Raw genomic sequence first — 18,422 nt, 5'->3', positions numbered from 1 at the left:
GGGCGCGCAGTTCCGTCTTTGTCTCAGAGCTTTCGTGACTGTCCGATGCCCCCTCTGCTGTTGTCTTCTGCCGGCCCCCGCCCGCGCCCGTGGGCGTCGTTCCTGTTCGCCCTGGCGTTCGCCGTCCTGGCCGGTGCGGCGCATGGCGCGCCGCCCGAGGCCAACGCCAGCGGCGTGTTCCTCAACGCCGCCGGCGACGTGCTGACCGCGCGCCATGCGGTGGCGGACTGCCGTTCGCTGTTCGCCCTCAAGGACGCGCAGGTGGCGCAGGCCCGGGTGATCGCCGAGAGCACCGAGCTCGACGTCGCGGTGCTGCGCACCACCCTCACGCCGTACCTGCACGCCACGCTCGCGGCGGACGCGCGCACGCCGGCTTCGGGCAGCGTGGGCGTGTTCACCGAGGCCTACACGGTGCTGCAGCGCATGCCCGATCGCGCGGCGTTGCTCAGCAATGCCATGACCGTGCCTGGCGTGGAAGGCCTGCAGCTGCTGTCGGGCGTGCAACCCGGCGCCAGCGGCAGCGCGGTGCTGGGCGCCGACGGCCTGCTGCTCGGCGTGGTGGTCGAGCGTGTCGCCGCCGCGCCGCATGCGTCGGGCATGGTGCTCAGCCGCGCGGCCTCGGCCGCGGGCGTGGCGGGCGGCGTGACGCGGGTGCGCGCGGTGCCGGCGGCGCGCCTGCGCGACTTCCTGGACGCCCACGGCATCGCCTACACGCAAAGCCGCGAACCGCAGCTCGGCCCGCAGCAGTCGCCCGCCGCACGGGCCTCGACCCTGTCGGTCGGCGTGCTGTGCGGGTGAGCGTCCTTCTTCGACTTTTCATTGGAACTCCCATGACCTCTTCTTCCGGCAAGACCCGCGGCTGGCGCCGCCTGCGCCTGGCGCTCGGCGGGCTCGGCCTCGGGCTGTCCGCCGCCGCCGCGCCCCTGGCCGCATCGGCGCAGGCCCAGCCGCAGGTGCCGCAGCACTGGATCAGCTACGCCAACCTCGCGAGCAACCAGCTGCAGTCGTCGCTCAGCGACCCGGCCAGCGACACCGTGGTGCGGCTGCACACGTGGATGCAGGAGCGCATGCTGAAAGAAGGCCAGCCCGTGCCGCCCGCGCCGGTGGTGGTGCGCGTGTGGGTCGCGGGCAGCGGCAAGGTCGAGCGCGTGGCCTTCGACTCGCTGGGCGATGCGCAGGCCGACACCGACCTGCGCGCGCTGCTCACCGCGCAGCCGCTGGCCGAGCCGCCGCCGCGCGACATGCGCCAGCCGATGGTGCTGCAACTCACGCTGAGCTTTGTCGCGCGCACCTGACCGATCGCGGCGCCGCCGCCTGATCTGTGTGGCGCTGCTGGGCCTTGCGGCGGTGCCGCTGCACGCCGCCATGCCGTGGCCCGTGCCGGGGCTCGCGGCGCTGGTGAAGGCCTACGGGCCGGCCGTGGTCCACATCGGCGTGGAACGGCCGTCGGTGCCGGCGCGCCGCTTCAGCGACCGCTGGCTGCTGCGCGCGCCACCGGCCGAGGCCGATGAAAGCAGCCTGGGCAGCGGCTTCCTCGTGAGCGCCGACGGGCTCATCTTGACCAACGCGCACGTCGTCGCGCACGGCACGCAGATCCGCGTGAAGCTGCCCGACCGGCGCGAGTTCCGGGCGCGGCTCATCGGCCTCGACGCACTGGCCGACGTGGCCTTGCTGAAGATCGACGCGACCGGCTTGCCCACCGTGCGCATCGGCGACCCGGCGGACGTGGAGCCCGGCGACGGCGTGGCCGCCATCGGCTCGCCCTACGGCTTCGGCAACTCGGTGACGGCCGGCATCGTCAGCGCCAAGGGGCGGCTGCTGCCGGGGGCGGAGTCGATGCAGTTCTTGCAGACCGACGTGCCGATCAACCCCGGCAATTCGGGCGGGCCGCTGTTCAACCTGCGCGGCGAGGTGATCGGCATCAACTCGCGCATCTACAGCCGCAGCGGCGGCTACCAGGGGCTGTCGTTCGCCATTCCCATCGACGCCGCCATGCGCATCAAGGACCAATTGCTGGCCACCGGCACCGTCACGCGCGGGCGCATCGGCGTGGCCGTGCAGGAGGTGGGGCAGGCGCTGGCCGACACCTTCCGCCTGCCGCGCCCGGCCGGCGCGCTGGTGACCGACGTGGAGCCGCGCGGCGCGGCGGCGCGCGGCGGGCTGAAGACCGGCGACGTGATCCTGTCGGTGCAGGGCCGCGAGGTGGTGCAGGCGGCCGACGCGCTGGGCTTCATCGCCGAGCAGGTGCCGGGGCAGCGCGCGCGCCTCATGGTGTGGCGCGACCGCGCCGAGCACGTGGTCGAGGTGAAGGTGGAGGGCTACGACACGCCGCGCCTGCAGGGTGATGCGGCGACGGCGGCCTCGGTGCCTTCGCGCCTGGGCTTCGCGGTGCGCCCGCTGGCGCCGGCCGAGCGGCAGTTCCTGCGTGTCGAGGGCGGGCTGCTGGTGCAGCGCGTGAACGTCGCGGCGTCGCGCGCGGGCGTGCAGCCGGGCGACGTCATCCTGGCGCTCAACGGCCAGCCGATCGACAGCGCCGAAGCCCTGGCCCAGGCGCTGGAGGGGGCCGACGGCACGGCGGCGTTGCTGGTGCAGCGCGCGGGGGCGCGGATCTTCGTGCCGATCTGCGCGCAGGCCGGGTCGCCGAAGTGCTGAACCGGGCGTCGCGCTGACCGGCCGCGTCATTCGAGCGTCACGAAGCGAACCTAGCATCCGCTTCGACATGCCCCCCGGGCGGCGGCTTTCGCCGGGCGTATCGAACTCATGCGGCATGCACCTCCTTCCTTTCCTCTCGTCTCCCTGGTCGGCATCGCGCTGGTCGCCTGCATGACCGGGCCGTGGATGAGCGCTCGCGCGCAGTCCGACGCGGCGCCGCCTCGGCCGCAGGCCGCGCGCATCGCCTTCGACATCGCGGCCCAGCCGCTGGCCGCGGCGCTGGAGCAGTACGGCCGCGCCACCGGCCTGCCCGTGTTCTTCGATGCCGAACGCGTGGCCGGACGTCACGCCGCGCCCGTGCACGGCCTGTTCGATGCGCAGGCCGCCCTTGATGCGCTGCTCGCGGGCACGGGCCTGGTCGCCGACGACGCCGGCGTGGGGGGCGCGACCGCCTTCGTGCTCCGGCTCGCGCCGGCTGTGCCCGCGCCGGCACGGCCGTTGGACGCGGCGCAGGCCGCGCCCGCCACCGCGCACCGCGGCTACGACGGGCTGGTGCAGACCCGCGTCTGGGAAGCCCTGTGCGCCCACCCGCGCGCAGCGCCGGGCGGCTACCGCGCGGCGATGCGCTTCGTGATCGACGGCACCGGCCGCATCGCCCATGCCTTCCTGCTGCACACGAGCGGCGAGCGCGCGCGCGACGAGGCCATTCTCGACACGCTGCGACAGCTGCGCATCGACCGCGCGCCGCCGCCGGACATGGCGCAGCCGCTCACGATGCTGATCCTGCCGCGCTCGCAGACGCCCGGGCTCGAGTGCCCGGTGCGCCACTGACGCCACCGCCATGCCCGAGAACGCGCTGCCCGCGTTGCGCGACTTCCTGGTCGCGCGCTACGACGAGCTCAAGCAGCGGCTTGCGCGGCGGCTGGGCAATGCCGAGCGCGCCGGCGATGCGCTGCAGGACACCTGGCTGCGCCTGGAAAGCCGGGACGACATCGACGGCGTGCACGATCCCGCCGCCTACCTGCTGCGCGTGGCCGTCAACCTGGCCTACGACCAGGTCGCGAAGCAGGGGCGCCTGGCCACGTCCGACGAGATCGAGGCGCTGCTCGACGAAACGCCCGACCCCGCGCCGGGGCCCGCGCAGATCGCGCAGGACCGCGCGGAGCTGGCCGCGCTGCGCGCGCTCATCGAGCGGCTGCCGCCACGGCGCCGGCAGGTGCTGGTGATGGTGCGCTGGCAGCACCTGCCGCAGCGCGAGGTGGCGGCGCGGCTCGGCATCTCGCTGCGCACGGTGGAGAAGGAACTCAAGGAAGCGCATGACCACATCGCCGCCCGCATGGGTCGAACGCCCGAAGCAAAGGAGCCGCATGAAAAATAAAGTGCGGTTCACCGCGTCGAGAGCCGTCTCATGGGTATGCGACATCTTTCAACGCGCACGGGTTGAAGCCCCGATGACCCCGTCCGATGCACAGGCACAGGCCTTGCGCGAAGCGCAGGCCTGGCTGCGCCGGCTGTCGTCCGGCGCGGCCACGCAGCACGACGTCGAGGGCTTTCGCCGTTGGCGCGATGGCAACCCCCAGCACCAGCCCGCGCTGGCGCAGGCCCGGCGCCTGTGGCAAGCGCTCGACCCGGCCATCGGCGGCATGCCGGCCGAGGTCCAGCGACCTCCCGTGCTGTCGGCGCGGCCGGTGGCCGCACGCCGCGCGTTCCTCGGCGCGGCGGTGGGCGCGGCCGGCGCCGCGGGCGTGGCGGTGGTCTCTCCGCCGCTGGGCCTGTGGCCGTCGCTCGGCGAGTGGAACGCCGACTACCGCACGGCCACCGGCGAGCAGCGCGCGGTGCAGGTGGCCGAGGGCGTCGACCTGGTGCTCAACACGCAGACCAGCGTGCAGCGTCGCAGCGTCGAGGGCCGCGTCGTCGGCATCGACCTGATCGCGGGCGAGGCGGCGGTCGATCTGGCGGCCGGGCTGCAACCCTTCGGCATCGTGGCGGGCGCGGCCCGCAGCGAGGCGCAGGCCGGCCGCTTCGAGGTGCGCTACCTCGCGGGCAGGGGCTGCGTGACCTGCCTCGAAGGGCGCGTGCGCGTCACGCACGCGAAGGGCACGCGCGAACTGCAGGCCGGCGAGCAGGTGCTGTACGACGCGGGTTCGCTCGGGCCGGTGGCGGCTGTGGCCACCCGCGAGGCCTCGGCCTGGCGCAGCGGCGTGCTGGTGTTCCGGCAGACGCCGCTGGCGCACGTGATCGAGGAGATCAACCGCTACCGGCCGGGCCGCGTGGTGCTGCTGGCGCAGCGCCTGGCCGGGCGCGAAGTCAGCGGGCGTTTCGCCATCGCTTCGCTCGACACGGTGCTGGTGCAGATCCAGCGCTCGTACGACCTCGAGGTGCGCGCGCTGCCGGGCGGCGTGCTGCTGCTTAGCTGATGAATGTGACAGCCTGATTGGCCCTCGCGTGCACTCAGGATTGGTCCAGAAACTTAGCGGTTTTGTTTGCGTCCGTCGGTCTGTCCCGTAAGGGGCACGGATTCCGTGCCTGTGCATTTCATTCTTTACGGGTCGTCAGATGAACACACACGAGGGACACCGCAGCCGCCGCCAGGGCGCTGCCGTGCATGCGAGGAGCTTCCGGATTTCGCCGCTGGCACAAGCCATGGCGCTGGCGCTGGCCGCCGGCGCGGCCGCCGCACCGGCGCATGCGCAGCGCGCCTTCAGCCCGACCTGGTTCAACGCCAAGGGCGCGGCGCAGGCCACGGCCACGGCCACCGGCCTGATGCCCAACGGGCTGCCGGCGGCGAACCTCACGAGCCCGCTCGCGCAGCAGCAGCGCGCCAGCGAGCAGCTGCAGCAGTCGATCGGCAACCTGAACCTGGCGGCGCGCGGCATCGCGGCGCAGCAGGCGGCACAGGCGGCCGCGCGGCGCGCCGCGCAGAACGACCCCTCGGTGCCCGACGGCCTGACCGAAGGCGGCCTGAAGGTCGACACGAATTCGCTGACCGCGGGTTGGTCGAATGCGCGCGCGCTGACCGGCGATTCGCAGCGGCAGGTCGACGGCCGCACGGTCGTCACCGTCGAGCAGACGGCCGACAAGGCCATCCTGAACTGGGAGACTTTCAACGTCGGGCGCAACACCACCGTGGCCTTCGCGCAGCGCAAGGACTGGGCGGTGCTCAACAAGGTGAACGACCCGCAGGCGCGGCCTTCGCAGATCCAGGGGCAGATCAAGGCCGACGGCACGGTGATGGTCGCCAACCGCAACGGCATCGTGTTCAGCGGCAGCAGTCAGGTCGACACGCGCAACCTCGTGGCCGCGGCGGCGCAGATCGACGATGCGCAGTTCCAGGCCCACGGCGTGTACGCCAACGGCAGCGCGCCCAACTTCAAAAACGCGCAAGGCCGCGTCGAGGTGCAGGCCGGTGCCAGGCTTTCCACGCCCGCACCCGCTTCGGCCACGCAGGGCGGCGGCTATGTGCTGCTGCTGGGCGCCGAGGTGCACAACGCCGGCGAGATCGCCACGCCCGGCGGGCAGACGCTGCTGGCGGCGGGCGACCACTTCACCATCCGCAAGGGCGTGGGCACCGACGGCAACCTGGGCTCGACCACGCGCGGCAACGAAGTCGCGGTGACGCTGGACACGAACAGCCCGGCGGGCACGGTGCGCAACACCGGGCTGATCCAGGCGACCACCGGCGACGTCACGCTGGCCGGGCGCGAAGTGGTGCAGGGCGGCGTCATCCTGTCCAGCACCTCGGTCAACACACGCGGCACGGTGCACCTGAATGCGACGGGCGCCACGGGCCAGGTCAGGTTCGGCGAAGGCAGCACCACGGCCATCGTGCTCGACACCGGCGGCGCGACCGCGCTCGACAGCCAGCGCGCCGGGCTCATGGCGCCGGCGGTCCAGCTGGGCACCGGCAGCATCGTGCTGGCGGGCAACGACCGCCGCGACCTGTCGCGCGTCGAAGTCGCCAGCGGCGGCACGGTCGAGTTCCAGGCCGGCTCGCTCACGCTGGCCACCGGCGGCCAGGTGGTGGTCGACGCGAAGCTGCGCAGCCTCGTGCGCGAGGGTGCGCGCATCGACGTGTCGGGCGCGGTGGGCGTGAAGCTCGCGATGGAATCCAACAACATCAAGATCAACGTGCAGGGCAACGAGCAGCGCGATGCGCCGCTCAACCGCGACAGCAAGAACCTCAACAACAACGACCTGTGGATCGACCGGCGCTCGCTGGTCTTCGTGCCCGGCGGCACCGGCGGCTACCAGGGCGAACGCTGGTACACCGGCGGCGGCCTGCTCGAGGTGGGCGGCTACCTCGGCACGCAGGCGCACGGCGTGGGCGAGTGGATGGCGCAGGGCGGCGTGGTGGGCTTCAGCGGCGGCGAACTCGTCACGCAGCGCGGCGCGAGCATCAACATCTCGGGCGGCACGCTCGACGTGCTCACGGGCAGGCTCAACCAGAGCTGGCTCAAGGGCGCGGACGGGCGGCTGTACGAAGTGTCGAAGGCGCCGGGCGACCTGCGCTACACGGGCGTCTACAAGGGCTTCGAAGACGAACACGCGCGCTGGGGCAAGAAGACGACGGGCTTCTTCTACAACCCGCTGATCGGCCCGCAGACGCGGCTGGAAAGCGGCTACACCGTGGGCCGCGATGCCGGCCTGCTCATCGTCGGCACCCAGGCCGCGGTGCTCGAGGGCGAGATCGTCGGCGAGACCTTCCAGGGCGAGCGCCAGACGCAGGCGCGGCAGGCCGGGCTCGACGGCTACCAGCAGTCGACCGGCGCGGTGGCGCAGCGCGGGCAGCTCGTCGTGGGCCGCTACGACGCCTACTACGACAAGACGGCCGGTGCGATCCACCGGCGGCTCGACAGCGCCGGCATTAAAAGCGTGGTGCTGGGCAATGCGGCCGACGGCATTGCCGCGGGGCTCGACCTCGCGACCGTGTTGCCCGCGGAACGCCGCGACACGCTGGTGCTCGATGCGGCGCAGCTCAGCGGCTTTGGCCTGGGCGCGGTGCGCATCGCGGCCACCGACAGCATCGCGGTCGACAAGGCGCTGCAGGTCGGCGACGGCGGCCACCTCGTGCTGTACAGCCCGAACGTGAAGGTCAACGCCGACCTCGTCGCGCGCGGCGGCGGCATCCAGTTGGGCAACGTGCTCGAACAGGTCAGCCTCAACTACCTGAAGGACACCAGCACGCTCACCGCGCCCGACGGCGGCACGAGCTCGGTGGTGCTCGCAGGCGGCGCGACGCTCGATACCCGCGGCCTGTGGACCAATCTGCCGAAGAACCCCGCAGACGCGGGCGGCGTGGCCTACCGCAACGGCGGCAGCGTGTCCGTGCGCAGCACCGGCGACGTGGTGCTGGGTACCGGCAGCGTCATCGACGTGTCGTCGGGCGCGGCGCTGTTGTCGAAGGCCAAACAGCAAGGCGGCAAGGGCGGCAGCGTCACGCTCGAGGCGGATGGCTTCAACACGGGCAGCGGCCATGTCGCGCTCGACGGCGCGGTGCTGCGCGGCCACGGCGTGGACGGCGGCGGCACGCTGAGCGTGCAGACGATGCGCGTCGCCATCGGCGACACCTCGGGCGCGGCGCAGGCCGACACGCTGATGCTCGACGCCGGCTTCTTCGACAAGGGCTTCAGCCGCTATGCGCTCATCGGCAACCATGGCCTCACGGTGGCCGACGGTGCGCAGATCGACGTGACGATGCCGGTGTACCGCTTCGGCGCCCACGCGCAGGACATCGTCACCGGCAGCCGTCCGGCCGACGCGCTCGAGGTGTGGACGCCGCCGCTCTACCAGGAAGACGCGACCCAGGCCGTGCTCACGCAGCGCAAGGGCGCGAGCCTGTCGCTGCAGGCCGGCACGACGACCACGCTCGCCCAGGAATTGCCGACGGTGCAGGCCGCGGTGGGCAAGGGCGCGGCCATCCACGTCGACCCGGGCCAGGCCATCGAGGTGCGCAGCGCCGGTCAGCTCACGGTGGACGGCACGCTGCGCGCGAACAGCGGGCGCATCGTGCTGAAGACGGTGGACATCACCGACCTCGAATCGGACATTGCCAATGCAAAGGCCCATGCCCGCTCGATCTGGATCGGCGGGCAGGCGGTGCTCGATGCGTCGGCACATGCGGCCACCGCCACCGACACCACCGGCAAGCGCTACGGCCTGGTGCGCGACGGCGGCAGCATCGTGGTCGGCGGCGAGATCGATCCGGTGGGGAGCAAGGCCACCGCGTCGCAGAACTTCGTCGTCGTGCGCCCGGGCGCGCTGCTCGATGCCTCCGGCACGCATGCGGTGCTCGACGTGCCCGGCATGGGCGCCACCGATGTGGGCAGCAATGGCGGCAGCATCTCGCTCGCGTCGTACAACGGGCTGCAGCTGGACGGCAGCTTGCGCGCCGTCGCGGGCGGCGAGCGCGCGGCCGGCGGTACGCTGGCCGTGGTGCTCGGCACGCCGGGCCTGCGCCTGCACCTGGACCCGCTGCAGCAGGCGGAAGACCGCGTGCGCCGGCACCGCGTGCTGGTGCTGGGTGTGGAACAAGGCGCACCGCTCGCGCCCGACACCCTGCAGGCCGGCGTCGACGACGGTGCGCTCGCATACGGTGAGGGTCGACTGGGCACCGACACGGTCCGGCGCGGCGGCTTCGACAACCTCTCGCTGTTTGCAGGCTCCACGCTCGCCTTCGAAGACGGCGTCGACCTGCGCCTGCGGCAGGGCCTGCAGGTCTACGCCGGCGGCCTCGCGCTCGGCAAGGACGCACCCGATGACGCGCACGTGGCGCTGTCGGCCGCGCACGTGCGGCTGGCCGGCGCGATGCCGTCGTTCACGCGTGAAGTCCTGAGGGCGCCCCTCGCCGAAGGCGGTGTGGTGCGCGTGCCGTCCGGCGCCCGCCTCGATGTGGCCGGCGACCTGATCGACATCCGCGACGGCATGGGCTTCGGCGTCAATGGCAAGGTCCCCGTGCTCGACAGCGCGAGCGAGTCGCCCACGGTCGACCTGGCCGCCTTCGGCCATGTCACGCTGGCCAGCACGGGCGACATGCGCTTTCTGCAAGGCCGGCAGGACGTCGGCGTCTCCACGAGCCTGGTCGTGCCCGGCAGCCTGACCCTGCGCGCCGCGCAGATCTACCCGGCCACGGGCGTGGTGGCGCTGGTGTCCGCGGGCCTGGCGCCGGACGGCACCTACCGGCCCGACACGGCGCTGCGCATCGAGGGCACCGGCGCGAGCCCGCAGGTGCCGTACTCGGCCTTCGGTGACCTGTCGCTGCGCGCCGGCGTCATCGAGCAGGGCGGCGTGGTGCGGGTGCCGCTCGGGCAGCTGACGCTCGGCGATGCGCTCACCACGCAGGTCAGGCTGATGCCCGGCAGCCTCACGTCGGTGAGCGGCGAGGGGCTGGACATGCCCTATGGCGGCACGGTCGACGGCATCAACTACCTGTACGACGGCAAGCAGGTCAAGCTCACCGGCGTGGGCGCGGGCGACACCTACAAGCGCAACCAGACGATCGGCCTCACGTTCATGGGGGCCAGCGTGCAAGGCCAGGAAGGCGCCACGCTCGACCTGTCGGGCGGCGGCAACCTCCGGGGCGCGGGCTTCGTGAGCGGACGCGGCGGCTCGACCGACGCGCGCTTCAGCCCGCTGATGCAGGTCGGCGCCCGCGGCGGCTTCACGCTGCCGGGGCTCGCGACCAACCCGGTGTATGCCATCGTGCCCGGCGTGCAGCCGGCGGTGGCGCCCACCGGCGCGGAGAAGGGCGCGGTCGATCCGCTGGTCGGCCAGCACATCACCATCGGCGCCGGCGTGCCGGGCCTGCCCGCGGGCACCTACACGCTGATGCCCTCGACCTATGCGCTGCAGCAAGGCGCCTTCCGCGTGGAGCTGAACGGCGCGGCCGGCCTGGGCGCGTCCACCGGCACGCTGGCGATGCGCAACGGCTCGTGGCTCGCGGCCGCGCAGCTGGGCGTGGGCCGCACCGGCATCGGCGACACGCTGTTCCGTCAGGCCATCGTGACTTCGGGCGAGGTGCTGCGCAGCCATTCGCAATACAACGAGATGGGCTACGGCGACTTCGTGCGCGCCGACGCGCTGCGCGTGGGCGTGCCGCGCGCCATGCTACCGGCGGACGCGCGCAACCTGCACCTGAAGCTCGCGCCCGGCGCGGGCGCCGAGGCCTTGCGCTTCGACGGCACGGCGCGCTTCCGGGTGGGCGCGGGCGGGCGGGGCGGTTCCGTGGTGGCCACGAGCAGCGAGGAGCAGCTCGGTCTCGAGATCGTCGCGGCCGGCGCGCCGGCGACGGCGGGCTTCCAGGGCGTCACGCTCGATGCGGGCGCGCTCAGTGGCATGGGCGCGTCGCGCCTGGTCATCGGCGGGTTGCAGGGCGCCGACTATGGGCAGAGCGGCAACGTCATCCAGACCGGCGACGGCGGGCAGAGCGTGGTGCTGCGCCAGGGGGCGGTGCTGTCCGCACCCGAGGTGTTCCTGGCCGCGGTGGGCGCGACCGAGGGCACGCCGCTCAGCGTGGTGGTCGAGCAGGGCGCGCGCATCCACACCCTGGGCCGTGGCAAGGCCGCCTACGATGCCGGCGACGGCTTCGTCTACGCCGCGACCGGCCAGATGCTGATGGTCTCCAACGGCCGGGTGAGCACGCTGCCGGTGCCGCAGACCCAGGCCACCTCGGACAACCGCAGCCTGCAGATCGGCGTGTGTGCCAGCGCGTCGTGCAGCGGGCAGACCGAGCTGTATTCCGAGGGCACCATCGCCATGGTGACGCCCGACCGCTTCGAGATGAACGAGGCGGTGCGCTACGGCACGCGCCACCTCACGCTGGCGGTGCGCGGCATCAACGTGGGCGACAGCGCCGCGCTGGCCGCCGCCGCGCAGAACCACACGCTGCCGCCGGGACTGGCCATGAGCCAGGCCTTGCTCGACCGCCTGCTGCGCGGCGACCGGCAGTACGGCGCGCCCGCGCTCGAAACACTGGAGTTGAGCGCCAGCGGCGGCGTCAACTTCTTCGGCACCGCGGCGCTGGACACCATCGACCCCGCCACCGGCAAGGCGACGATGGCGCAGCTGGTGCTGGCCACGCCTGCCATCTATGGGCAGGGCGGCGCGGACGACGTGGCCACCATCCGCACCGGCCGCCTGGTGTGGCAGGGCGCGACCACGGCGCCTTCCGCCGTGGTGCGCGAAGGCGCGGGCACCGGCAGCGGCACGCTGAACATCGAGGCCGAGCACATCGAGTTCGGCTACGGCCCCCACAGCCAGCCGAGCGGCCTGGAAGACGCGGGTCGCCTGGTGCTGGGCTTTGCCGACGTGAACCTCAAGGCGTCCGAGCGCGTGAGCGCCAACCACAAGGGCAGCCTGTCGGTCTACCAGTCGCAGGGCACGTACGAAGCAGGCAAGGGCTACGCGTACAGCGGCGGCAACCTGAACATCGTGGCGCCGCTGCTGACGGGCGAGGCGGGCTCGGTGAACCGCATCACGGCGGGTGGCACGCTGCGCGTGGCCGCACCGGCCGGTGCGCCGGCGGCGGCCACCGGCGATGCGGCGCTGGGCGCCGAGCTGAGCCTGCGCGGACGCGACGTGACGCTCGACACCGCCGTGGCGCTGCCCAGCGGCAAGCTCACGCTGAGCGCCGAACGCGACCTCACGCTGACCGACCGCGCGCTGCTCGACCTGTCGGGCCGCCAGGTGGTGTTCAACGACGTGAGCAGGTACAGCGCCGGTGGCGACGTGGTGCTCGAAAGCCTGCACGGCAATCTGCGGCAGGCGGCGGGGTCGGTGATCGACATCTCGGCGCAGAACAACCGTGCGGGCACGCTGAAGGCGATGGCGCTCGACGATGCCGCCGGCCAGGTCGATCTGCAGGGCCGCATCCTCGGCGCGAGCAGCGGCCACTACGACGCGGGCGGCACGCGGGTGCCGTTCGCGGCGGGCAGCGTGGACGTGCGCGCGCGGCAGCTCGGCGATGCCGAGTTCGCGGCGCTCAACCAGCGCCTGAACGACGGCGGCGTGTTCGGCGCGCGCAGCTTCCAGTTGCGCCAGGGCGACCTTGTCATCGGCGACGGTTTGAAGGCCGGCGAGGTGAACGTGTCGCTCGACAACGGCAGCCTCACCGTGAACGGCACCATCGACGCCAGCGGCGAACGCGTGGGCCGCATCAGCCTGGCCGCGAAGCACAACCTCACGCTGGCCGGCAGCGCGGTGCTCGATGCGCACGGCCGCACGCTGCGCGTGGACAGCCACGGCCAGATCATCGATTCGCCGAACCGCGCGATGGTGGAGCTCACGTCGAACGACGGGCAGCTCACGCTGGCCTCGGGTTCGCGCATCGACCTGCGCCACGGCACCGACGCCAAGGTGGGCGGTGAACCGGGCCAGAACGATGGCAGGGCGCGCGGCACGCTGGAGCTCAACGCGGGCCGCACCGGCGAGACGGCAGGCGACATCCGCATCGACGCCAGCGGCAACATCGCCATCGAGGGCGCGCGCTCCATCGCCGTGAACGGCATGTGGCGCTACGACGATGCACGCTTCGGCACCGATGCCGCGGCCACCGGCCGGCCTTACCAAGTCATCGACCAGGCGTACCTCGACGCCAAGCACCTGCAGAGCACGGCCTTCATCGACCACGCGCTGGCCAACGGCGCGCTGATGAACGGCAAGCTCGCGGGCCTGAACAACGCGCGCTATGCCGACGCCTTTCATCTGCGCCCCGGCGTGCAGATCGTCAGCAAGACGCCCGACGGCGACATGGTGGTGCAGGGCGACATCGACCTGTCGGGCTACCGCTACGCCAGCGCCAATCCGCACACGCAAAAGACCGGCGTGTACGGCTCGGGCGAGGTGGGCGCGCTGGCCCTGCGCGCGGGCGGCAACCTCGACATCTTCGGCAGCGTCAACGACGGCTTCGCGCCGCCGCCCGCCACGCCGGACGACGGCGGCTGGCTGCTGCTGCCGGGCGTCAACCTGCTGCGCGGCGACACCGTGGTGCCGCGGGGCGGCGTGGTGCTGGCCGACGGCACGACCTTCGAGGGGGGCGCCGGCACGCTCAACTACGACCTGCCGATCAAGTCGACAGCCTTCGGGGCCGGGCAGGTGATGCCGGTGGCCAGCGTGCTGGCCAAGGCGCTCGAACTGAAGGTGGGCACGGTGCTGAGCGCCGACGTGCGCAACGCCTCGGGCACGCTGCTGTTCGCAGCGGGCAGCATCGTGGGCGGCGCCAACGTGACGCTGCCGGTGGGCACGCGCCTGGGGGCCGGCATGCGCCTGCCGTCGGCGGCCACGCTGTCGGGCGTGGTGTGGCCCAAGGGCGTGCCGCTGCCCGGCAACGGCAAGAAGTTCGTGCTCAACGGCGCCCTCACGCTGCCGCTGGGTGCGCTGCTCCCGGCCGCGACCAACATCAAGCTGCCCAGCGGGGTGACTTCGGTGAACCTGCGCCCGGACGGCGCCGGCAGGCTGTGGGCCGCGGCGGCGATGCTGCCCGAGGGTTCGCAGTCGTGGTCGGTGCGGCTGGCCGCGGGTGCGGACCTGAACGCGGCGGACAATCGCATCGTGCAGGTGCATCCGGCGGCGGGCCGGGGCGACCTGCGGCTGGCGGACAGCCACTACGGGATGTTCGGCAAGCTGAAGCCCGGCGGCGCGTTGTGGAGCGTGGAAGGGTCCATCAACTTCGTGGGCGACGAGAGCATGGCTGGCAAGCCCATCGATTTCGCGGACATCCAGTACCCGGAGCTTTGCGTGGACCTTCCCAGCTATTGCGTCATCGCCGCCCCGGAGTACAGCTACCTGCCGGGCAGCACGCGTTTCAGCGTGGTGCGCACCGGCGCGGCCGATCTCGACCTGCTGGCCGCCGGCAACCTGCGCATGGATTCACTGTTCGGCGTGTACACCGCCGGGGCCTCGTCGCAGGCCACGCGTGCCGGCGACCCCTACAACCTGCCGCGCGCGGTGGGCGCCAAGGGCACGGTGCTCAACGACGCGAGCGGTGGCTACGAGAAGTTCGTCGATGGCGCCACGCAGAACCTGGCACGCGCCTGGTACCCCGCCTCCGGCGGCAACCTGACGCTGAAGGCCGGCGGCGACCTGACCGGCGACACGATGCTGGTCGCCGGGGGCAGCGGTGCGGGGCGGCCGAATCCCGCGGACAAGGGCTTCAGCAGCGGCGCCATCGGCAACTGGCTGTGGCGCCAGGGCACGGGCGACAGCTTCGGCGGCGCGCAGGACCAGCCCACGGCGTGGTGGATCAACTTCGGCTCGTATGTCGGCACGACCGGGGCGGCCGACAAGTTGCTCGGCTTCACCGGCTTCGGCACGCTGGGCGGCGGCGACCTGCGCGTGGACGTGGGCGGCAACGCGGGCCTGCAGGGACGGCGCGGCGCCAAGACAGATTCGTACGCCGACAGCCGGCGCAGCCAGGGCCTGGTGCTGGCGGTGGGCGGCACCGGCCGTGTGCTGGCCGACGGCAGCCTGAGCCTGACGGGCGGCGGCGACGTGCTCGTGCGCGTGGGCGGTGCCTTCAATCCGCTCCACAGGCCCTACGTCGAGGGTGCCGGTGGCGACACCGACGCCGGGCTCAACGGGGCGATCGTCAACCTCCGGGGCGACGTGCAGCTGCAGGCCGGCACCCTCGGCAGCCTGCCCCTGGTCTACGGCCTCACCGAACGGACGCAGTCGCCGCGCGAGACCCGCGCCTACGACCTCTACACGGCAACCCGCGGCATGGCGCAAGGCGGCATCGTGTTGGCCCCGGGCGATGCGAACTACACGCTCGCCACGCGTGGCGACCTGGTGGTCAAGGGGGTGATCGATCCGACGCGCGTCGACCTCCCCAATGCCACGCCGTTCAGCGCCAACGGCCTGGAAGGACGGGGCCAGAGCTGGTTCACCCTGTGGACGCCGCACACGGCCATCCGCCTCTTCGGCGCAGGCGGCAACCTGGTGCCGGTGACGGGTGGCGCGGGCGTGCCCGTGACCGACTCGGCCTTCGTGTACCCCTCGATCCTGAGTGCGGTGGCCGCCAGCGGCAGCCTGTTCTATGGCGATGCGGCGACCTTCGACAACACCGGCACGGGCACGCCGCTGGTGCTGGCGCCCTCGGCCCACGGCATGCTGGAGTTCCTGGCCAGCGACTCGATCTATGCGGGAGGCAACACCGTGAGCCAGTCGGGCGCGGCGGCCTCTGCGCTGGCGACGCCGTTGCGTCCGGCGTTCCAGGGCACCGCCAGCGACGGCACGGTGCTAGGCAACCTGTCGGGTGGCAACAACCTGGCCGGCGGCGGCGTGCGTCCGCTGTTCGCCTTCGGCCCCAACACGGTGTCGGGTGAAGCGGTGGGCACGCAGCCGGCGCGCTTCTACGCTGTGCATGGCGACCTGGTCGGCGTGAGCAGCGGGCGCATCCTGCGCTTCGGGCCGGACGACGCGACGCGTGCCGGCCAGACCTGGTACGAGGGCGCGCAACCGGTGTGGATGCGGGCCGGGCGCGACATCGTGGCGAGCGGCACGCCCGTCGGCCAGACCGAGCCCTCGAATGGCCTGGCACAGGCCTACTTCGAGAGCAGCGGCAACCTGTTCGCGCACGCACGGCCGGGCGACATCTCGGTGGTTTCGGCGGGCCGCGACATCCTGTTCAGCACCTTCAATGTGGCCGGGCCCGGCACGCTGGAGATCACGGCCGGGCGCGACATCCGCATGGAGAACAAGGCCTCGGTCAGCAGCCTCGGCGCGGTGGTGCCGGGCGACAGCCGGCCCGGTGCCGGCATCGCCATGCTGGCCGGCGTGGGCGCCCACGGGCCCGACTACGCGGGCTTTGCGCAGCGTTACCTCGATCCGGCCCACCTGATGCAGAGCGGCCAGCCGCTGGCCGACCAGGCCGGCAAGGTGGTGAAGAACTACAACCGCCAGCTCACGCTGGGCGACTGGCTGCGCGCCGAGCATGGCTACAGCGGCGACGACAACGGCGCGGCGGCCTGGATGGCGCAGCGGCAAGCCCGCCTCGACGCGGACACCGGCACGCCGCGCCGCGTGCTCGCCAACGACTACCGGCAGGCGAGCCAGCTGTACCTGGTGAACTGGCTGGAAGCCTCGCAGGGCTACAGCGGCAAGGGCGGCGCACAGGAGGCGCTCGCCTTCTTCAACGCACTGCCGCCGGAACAGCAGCGCAGCTACCTGCGCGGCGTGTACTTCGCGGAACTGAAGGAGGGCGGCCGCGAATACAACGACGAGGCCGGCGTGCGCTACGGCAGCTACCTGCGCGGGCGCAACGCCATCGCGTCGCTGTTTCCGGGAACGAGCTACAGGGGCGACATCACGATGTTCGGCGCGGCCGGCATCAACACGCTGTTCGGCGGCGACATCGCGCTGCTCACGCCGGGCGGACGCCAGGTGTTCGGCATCGAGGGCGCAGCGCCCCAGGCCGTGGGCACGCTGATTCCGGGCGTCATCACGCAGGGAGCGGGCGACATTTCTCTGTACGCGCTGGGCAGCATCCTGCTGGGCCAGAGCCGGATCATGACCACCTTCGGCGGCAGCGTGCTGGGCTGGTCGGCCGAAGGCGACATCAACGCCGGTCGCGGCTCGAAGACGACGGTGGTCTACACGCCGCCCAAGCGCGTGTACGACCGCTGGGGCAACGTGGTGCTGTCGTCGGACGTGCCGAGCACGGGCGCGGGCATCGCCACGCTGAACCCGATTCCGGAGGTGCCGGCCGGCGACATCGACCTGATCGCGCCGCTGGGCACCATCGACGCGGGCGAGGCGGGCATCCGCGTGTCGGGCAACGTGAACCTGGCGGCGCTGCAGATCGTGAACGCCGACAACATGGCGGTGCAGGGAAAGAGCACGGGGCTGCCGGTGGTGGCGTCGGTGAATGTCGGTGCCCTGACCAACGCCAGCGCCGCGGCCTCGCAGGCCACGGCGGCGGCGCAGGACGTGATGCAGCGCGAACGCGCGGCGGCGCGCCAGAGCCTGCCGTCGGTGTTCTCGGTGCGCGTGCTGGGCTTCGGCAACGAGCCCGCGTCCGGCGCGCCCGAGGCCCCCGAGGTGCGGCGCAGGCCGGCGGAGCAGGCGAGCTACGACCCGTCGGGTTTCGTCCAGATGGTGGGGCACGGTGCGCTCACCGACGCGCAACTGACGCGGCTGAACGAGCCCGAACGGCGCGGCCTGCCGCGCGGCCGCTAGGCGGCGACGCACCATGTCGCACGCCTGCCTGCTGCCCCGCGGCGACGCCGTGGGGACCGCCCCTGCGCCACCGGACGTCCAGCAACTGCTGGTGGCGCACTACGCGCAGTTGCACCGGCGGCTGTCGCTGCACCTGGGGTGTGCCGACGCCGCCACAGAAAGCCTGCACGATGCCTGGCTGCGCCTGGCCGAGGCCGCCTTCACGGATGCCTTGCACAACCCCGTGGCCTACATCTTCCGCGTGGCCTGCAATGCCGCCATGGACCGCCTGCGCGCCGAGCGTCCCTGGCAGTACGCCGGCGAGGCGGACGACACGCTCGCCCAGCTGGCCGACCACGCGCCGGGGCCCGAGCTGATCGCCGAGGCGCGCTCCGACCTGAAGGCGGTCGAGCGCGCGATGCAGGGGCTGCCGCACCGCCATCAGGACATCTTCGTGGCCTTGCGCGTGCACGAGCTGACGCGGCACGAGGTGGCGGTGCGGCACGGGCTGTCGCTGCGGCGGGTGGATTCCACGCTGCGCCAGGCGCTGCAGCGGCTGCCGACCGGTCGCCGCTCGGACATGCATGCCTGAGTCGTTGCTTTTGTATGCAATGTTTGCAAAT

Annotated in this window: 8 protein-coding genes; all 8 read left to right on the top strand. The window is 72.6% G+C overall.

Annotated elements, in window-relative coordinates; translation table 11 throughout:
- The first annotated feature begins 45 nt into the window (after nt 1-45).
- The 8 genes from AC07SQ_RS04695 (at nt 46) to AC07SQ_RS04660 (ending at nt 18,391) form a co-directional block, all read left to right on the top strand.
- Complete coding sequence (locus AC07SQ_RS04695; protein ID WP_495270600.1) at nt 46-798, top strand: S1 family peptidase; 753 nt, start codon at nt 46-48, stop codon at nt 796-798.
- Between the two features lie 32 nt (nt 799-830).
- Complete coding sequence (locus tag AC07SQ_RS04690) at nt 831-1,295, top strand: hypothetical protein (RefSeq protein ID WP_185993525.1); 465 nt, start codon at nt 831-833, stop codon at nt 1,293-1,295.
- Nucleotides 1,279-2,652 carry a trypsin-like peptidase domain-containing protein gene (locus AC07SQ_RS04685; protein ID WP_495276194.1) on the top strand — a complete coding sequence of 458 codons (1,374 nt, stop codon included), beginning with the start codon at nt 1,279-1,281 and terminating at the stop codon, nt 2,650-2,652. Before AC07SQ_RS04690 ends, AC07SQ_RS04685 begins: the two co-directional genes overlap by 17 nt.
- A gap of 186 nt (nt 2,653-2,838) precedes the next feature.
- Nucleotides 2,839-3,483 carry a TonB C-terminal domain-containing protein gene (locus tag AC07SQ_RS04680; RefSeq protein ID WP_495270602.1) on the top strand — a complete coding sequence of 215 codons (645 nt, stop codon included), beginning with the start codon at nt 2,839-2,841 and terminating at the stop codon, nt 3,481-3,483.
- Between the two features lie 10 nt (nt 3,484-3,493).
- Nucleotides 3,494-4,030 (top strand): RNA polymerase sigma factor, encoded by a 537-nt coding sequence (locus AC07SQ_RS04675; protein ID WP_492684144.1) that lies wholly within the window; start codon nt 3,494-3,496, stop codon nt 4,028-4,030.
- A gap of 73 nt (nt 4,031-4,103) precedes the next feature.
- Entirely contained in the window at nt 4,104-5,069 is a 966-nt protein-coding gene (locus tag AC07SQ_RS04670) for a FecR family protein (protein WP_495270603.1), read from the top strand.
- Between the two features lie 139 nt (nt 5,070-5,208).
- The gene (locus AC07SQ_RS04665; protein ID WP_495270604.1) at nt 5,209-17,820 is read left to right on the top strand and encodes a filamentous hemagglutinin family protein; all 12,612 of its coding nucleotides are present in this window, start codon (nt 5,209-5,211) and stop codon (nt 17,818-17,820) included.
- A gap of 13 nt (nt 17,821-17,833) precedes the next feature.
- A complete protein-coding gene (locus AC07SQ_RS04660; protein ID WP_495270605.1) occupies nt 17,834-18,391 on the top strand; it encodes an RNA polymerase sigma factor in 558 nt (185 codons plus the stop codon).
- The last annotated feature ends 31 nt before the right edge of the window (nt 18,392-18,422 follow it).

The sequence above is a fragment of the Variovorax sp. GW821-FHT06D12 genome (assembly GCF_059419205.1).
Note: the sequence above shows the minus strand (reverse complement) of the source record. Positions and strands in the feature narration are given on the sequence as shown.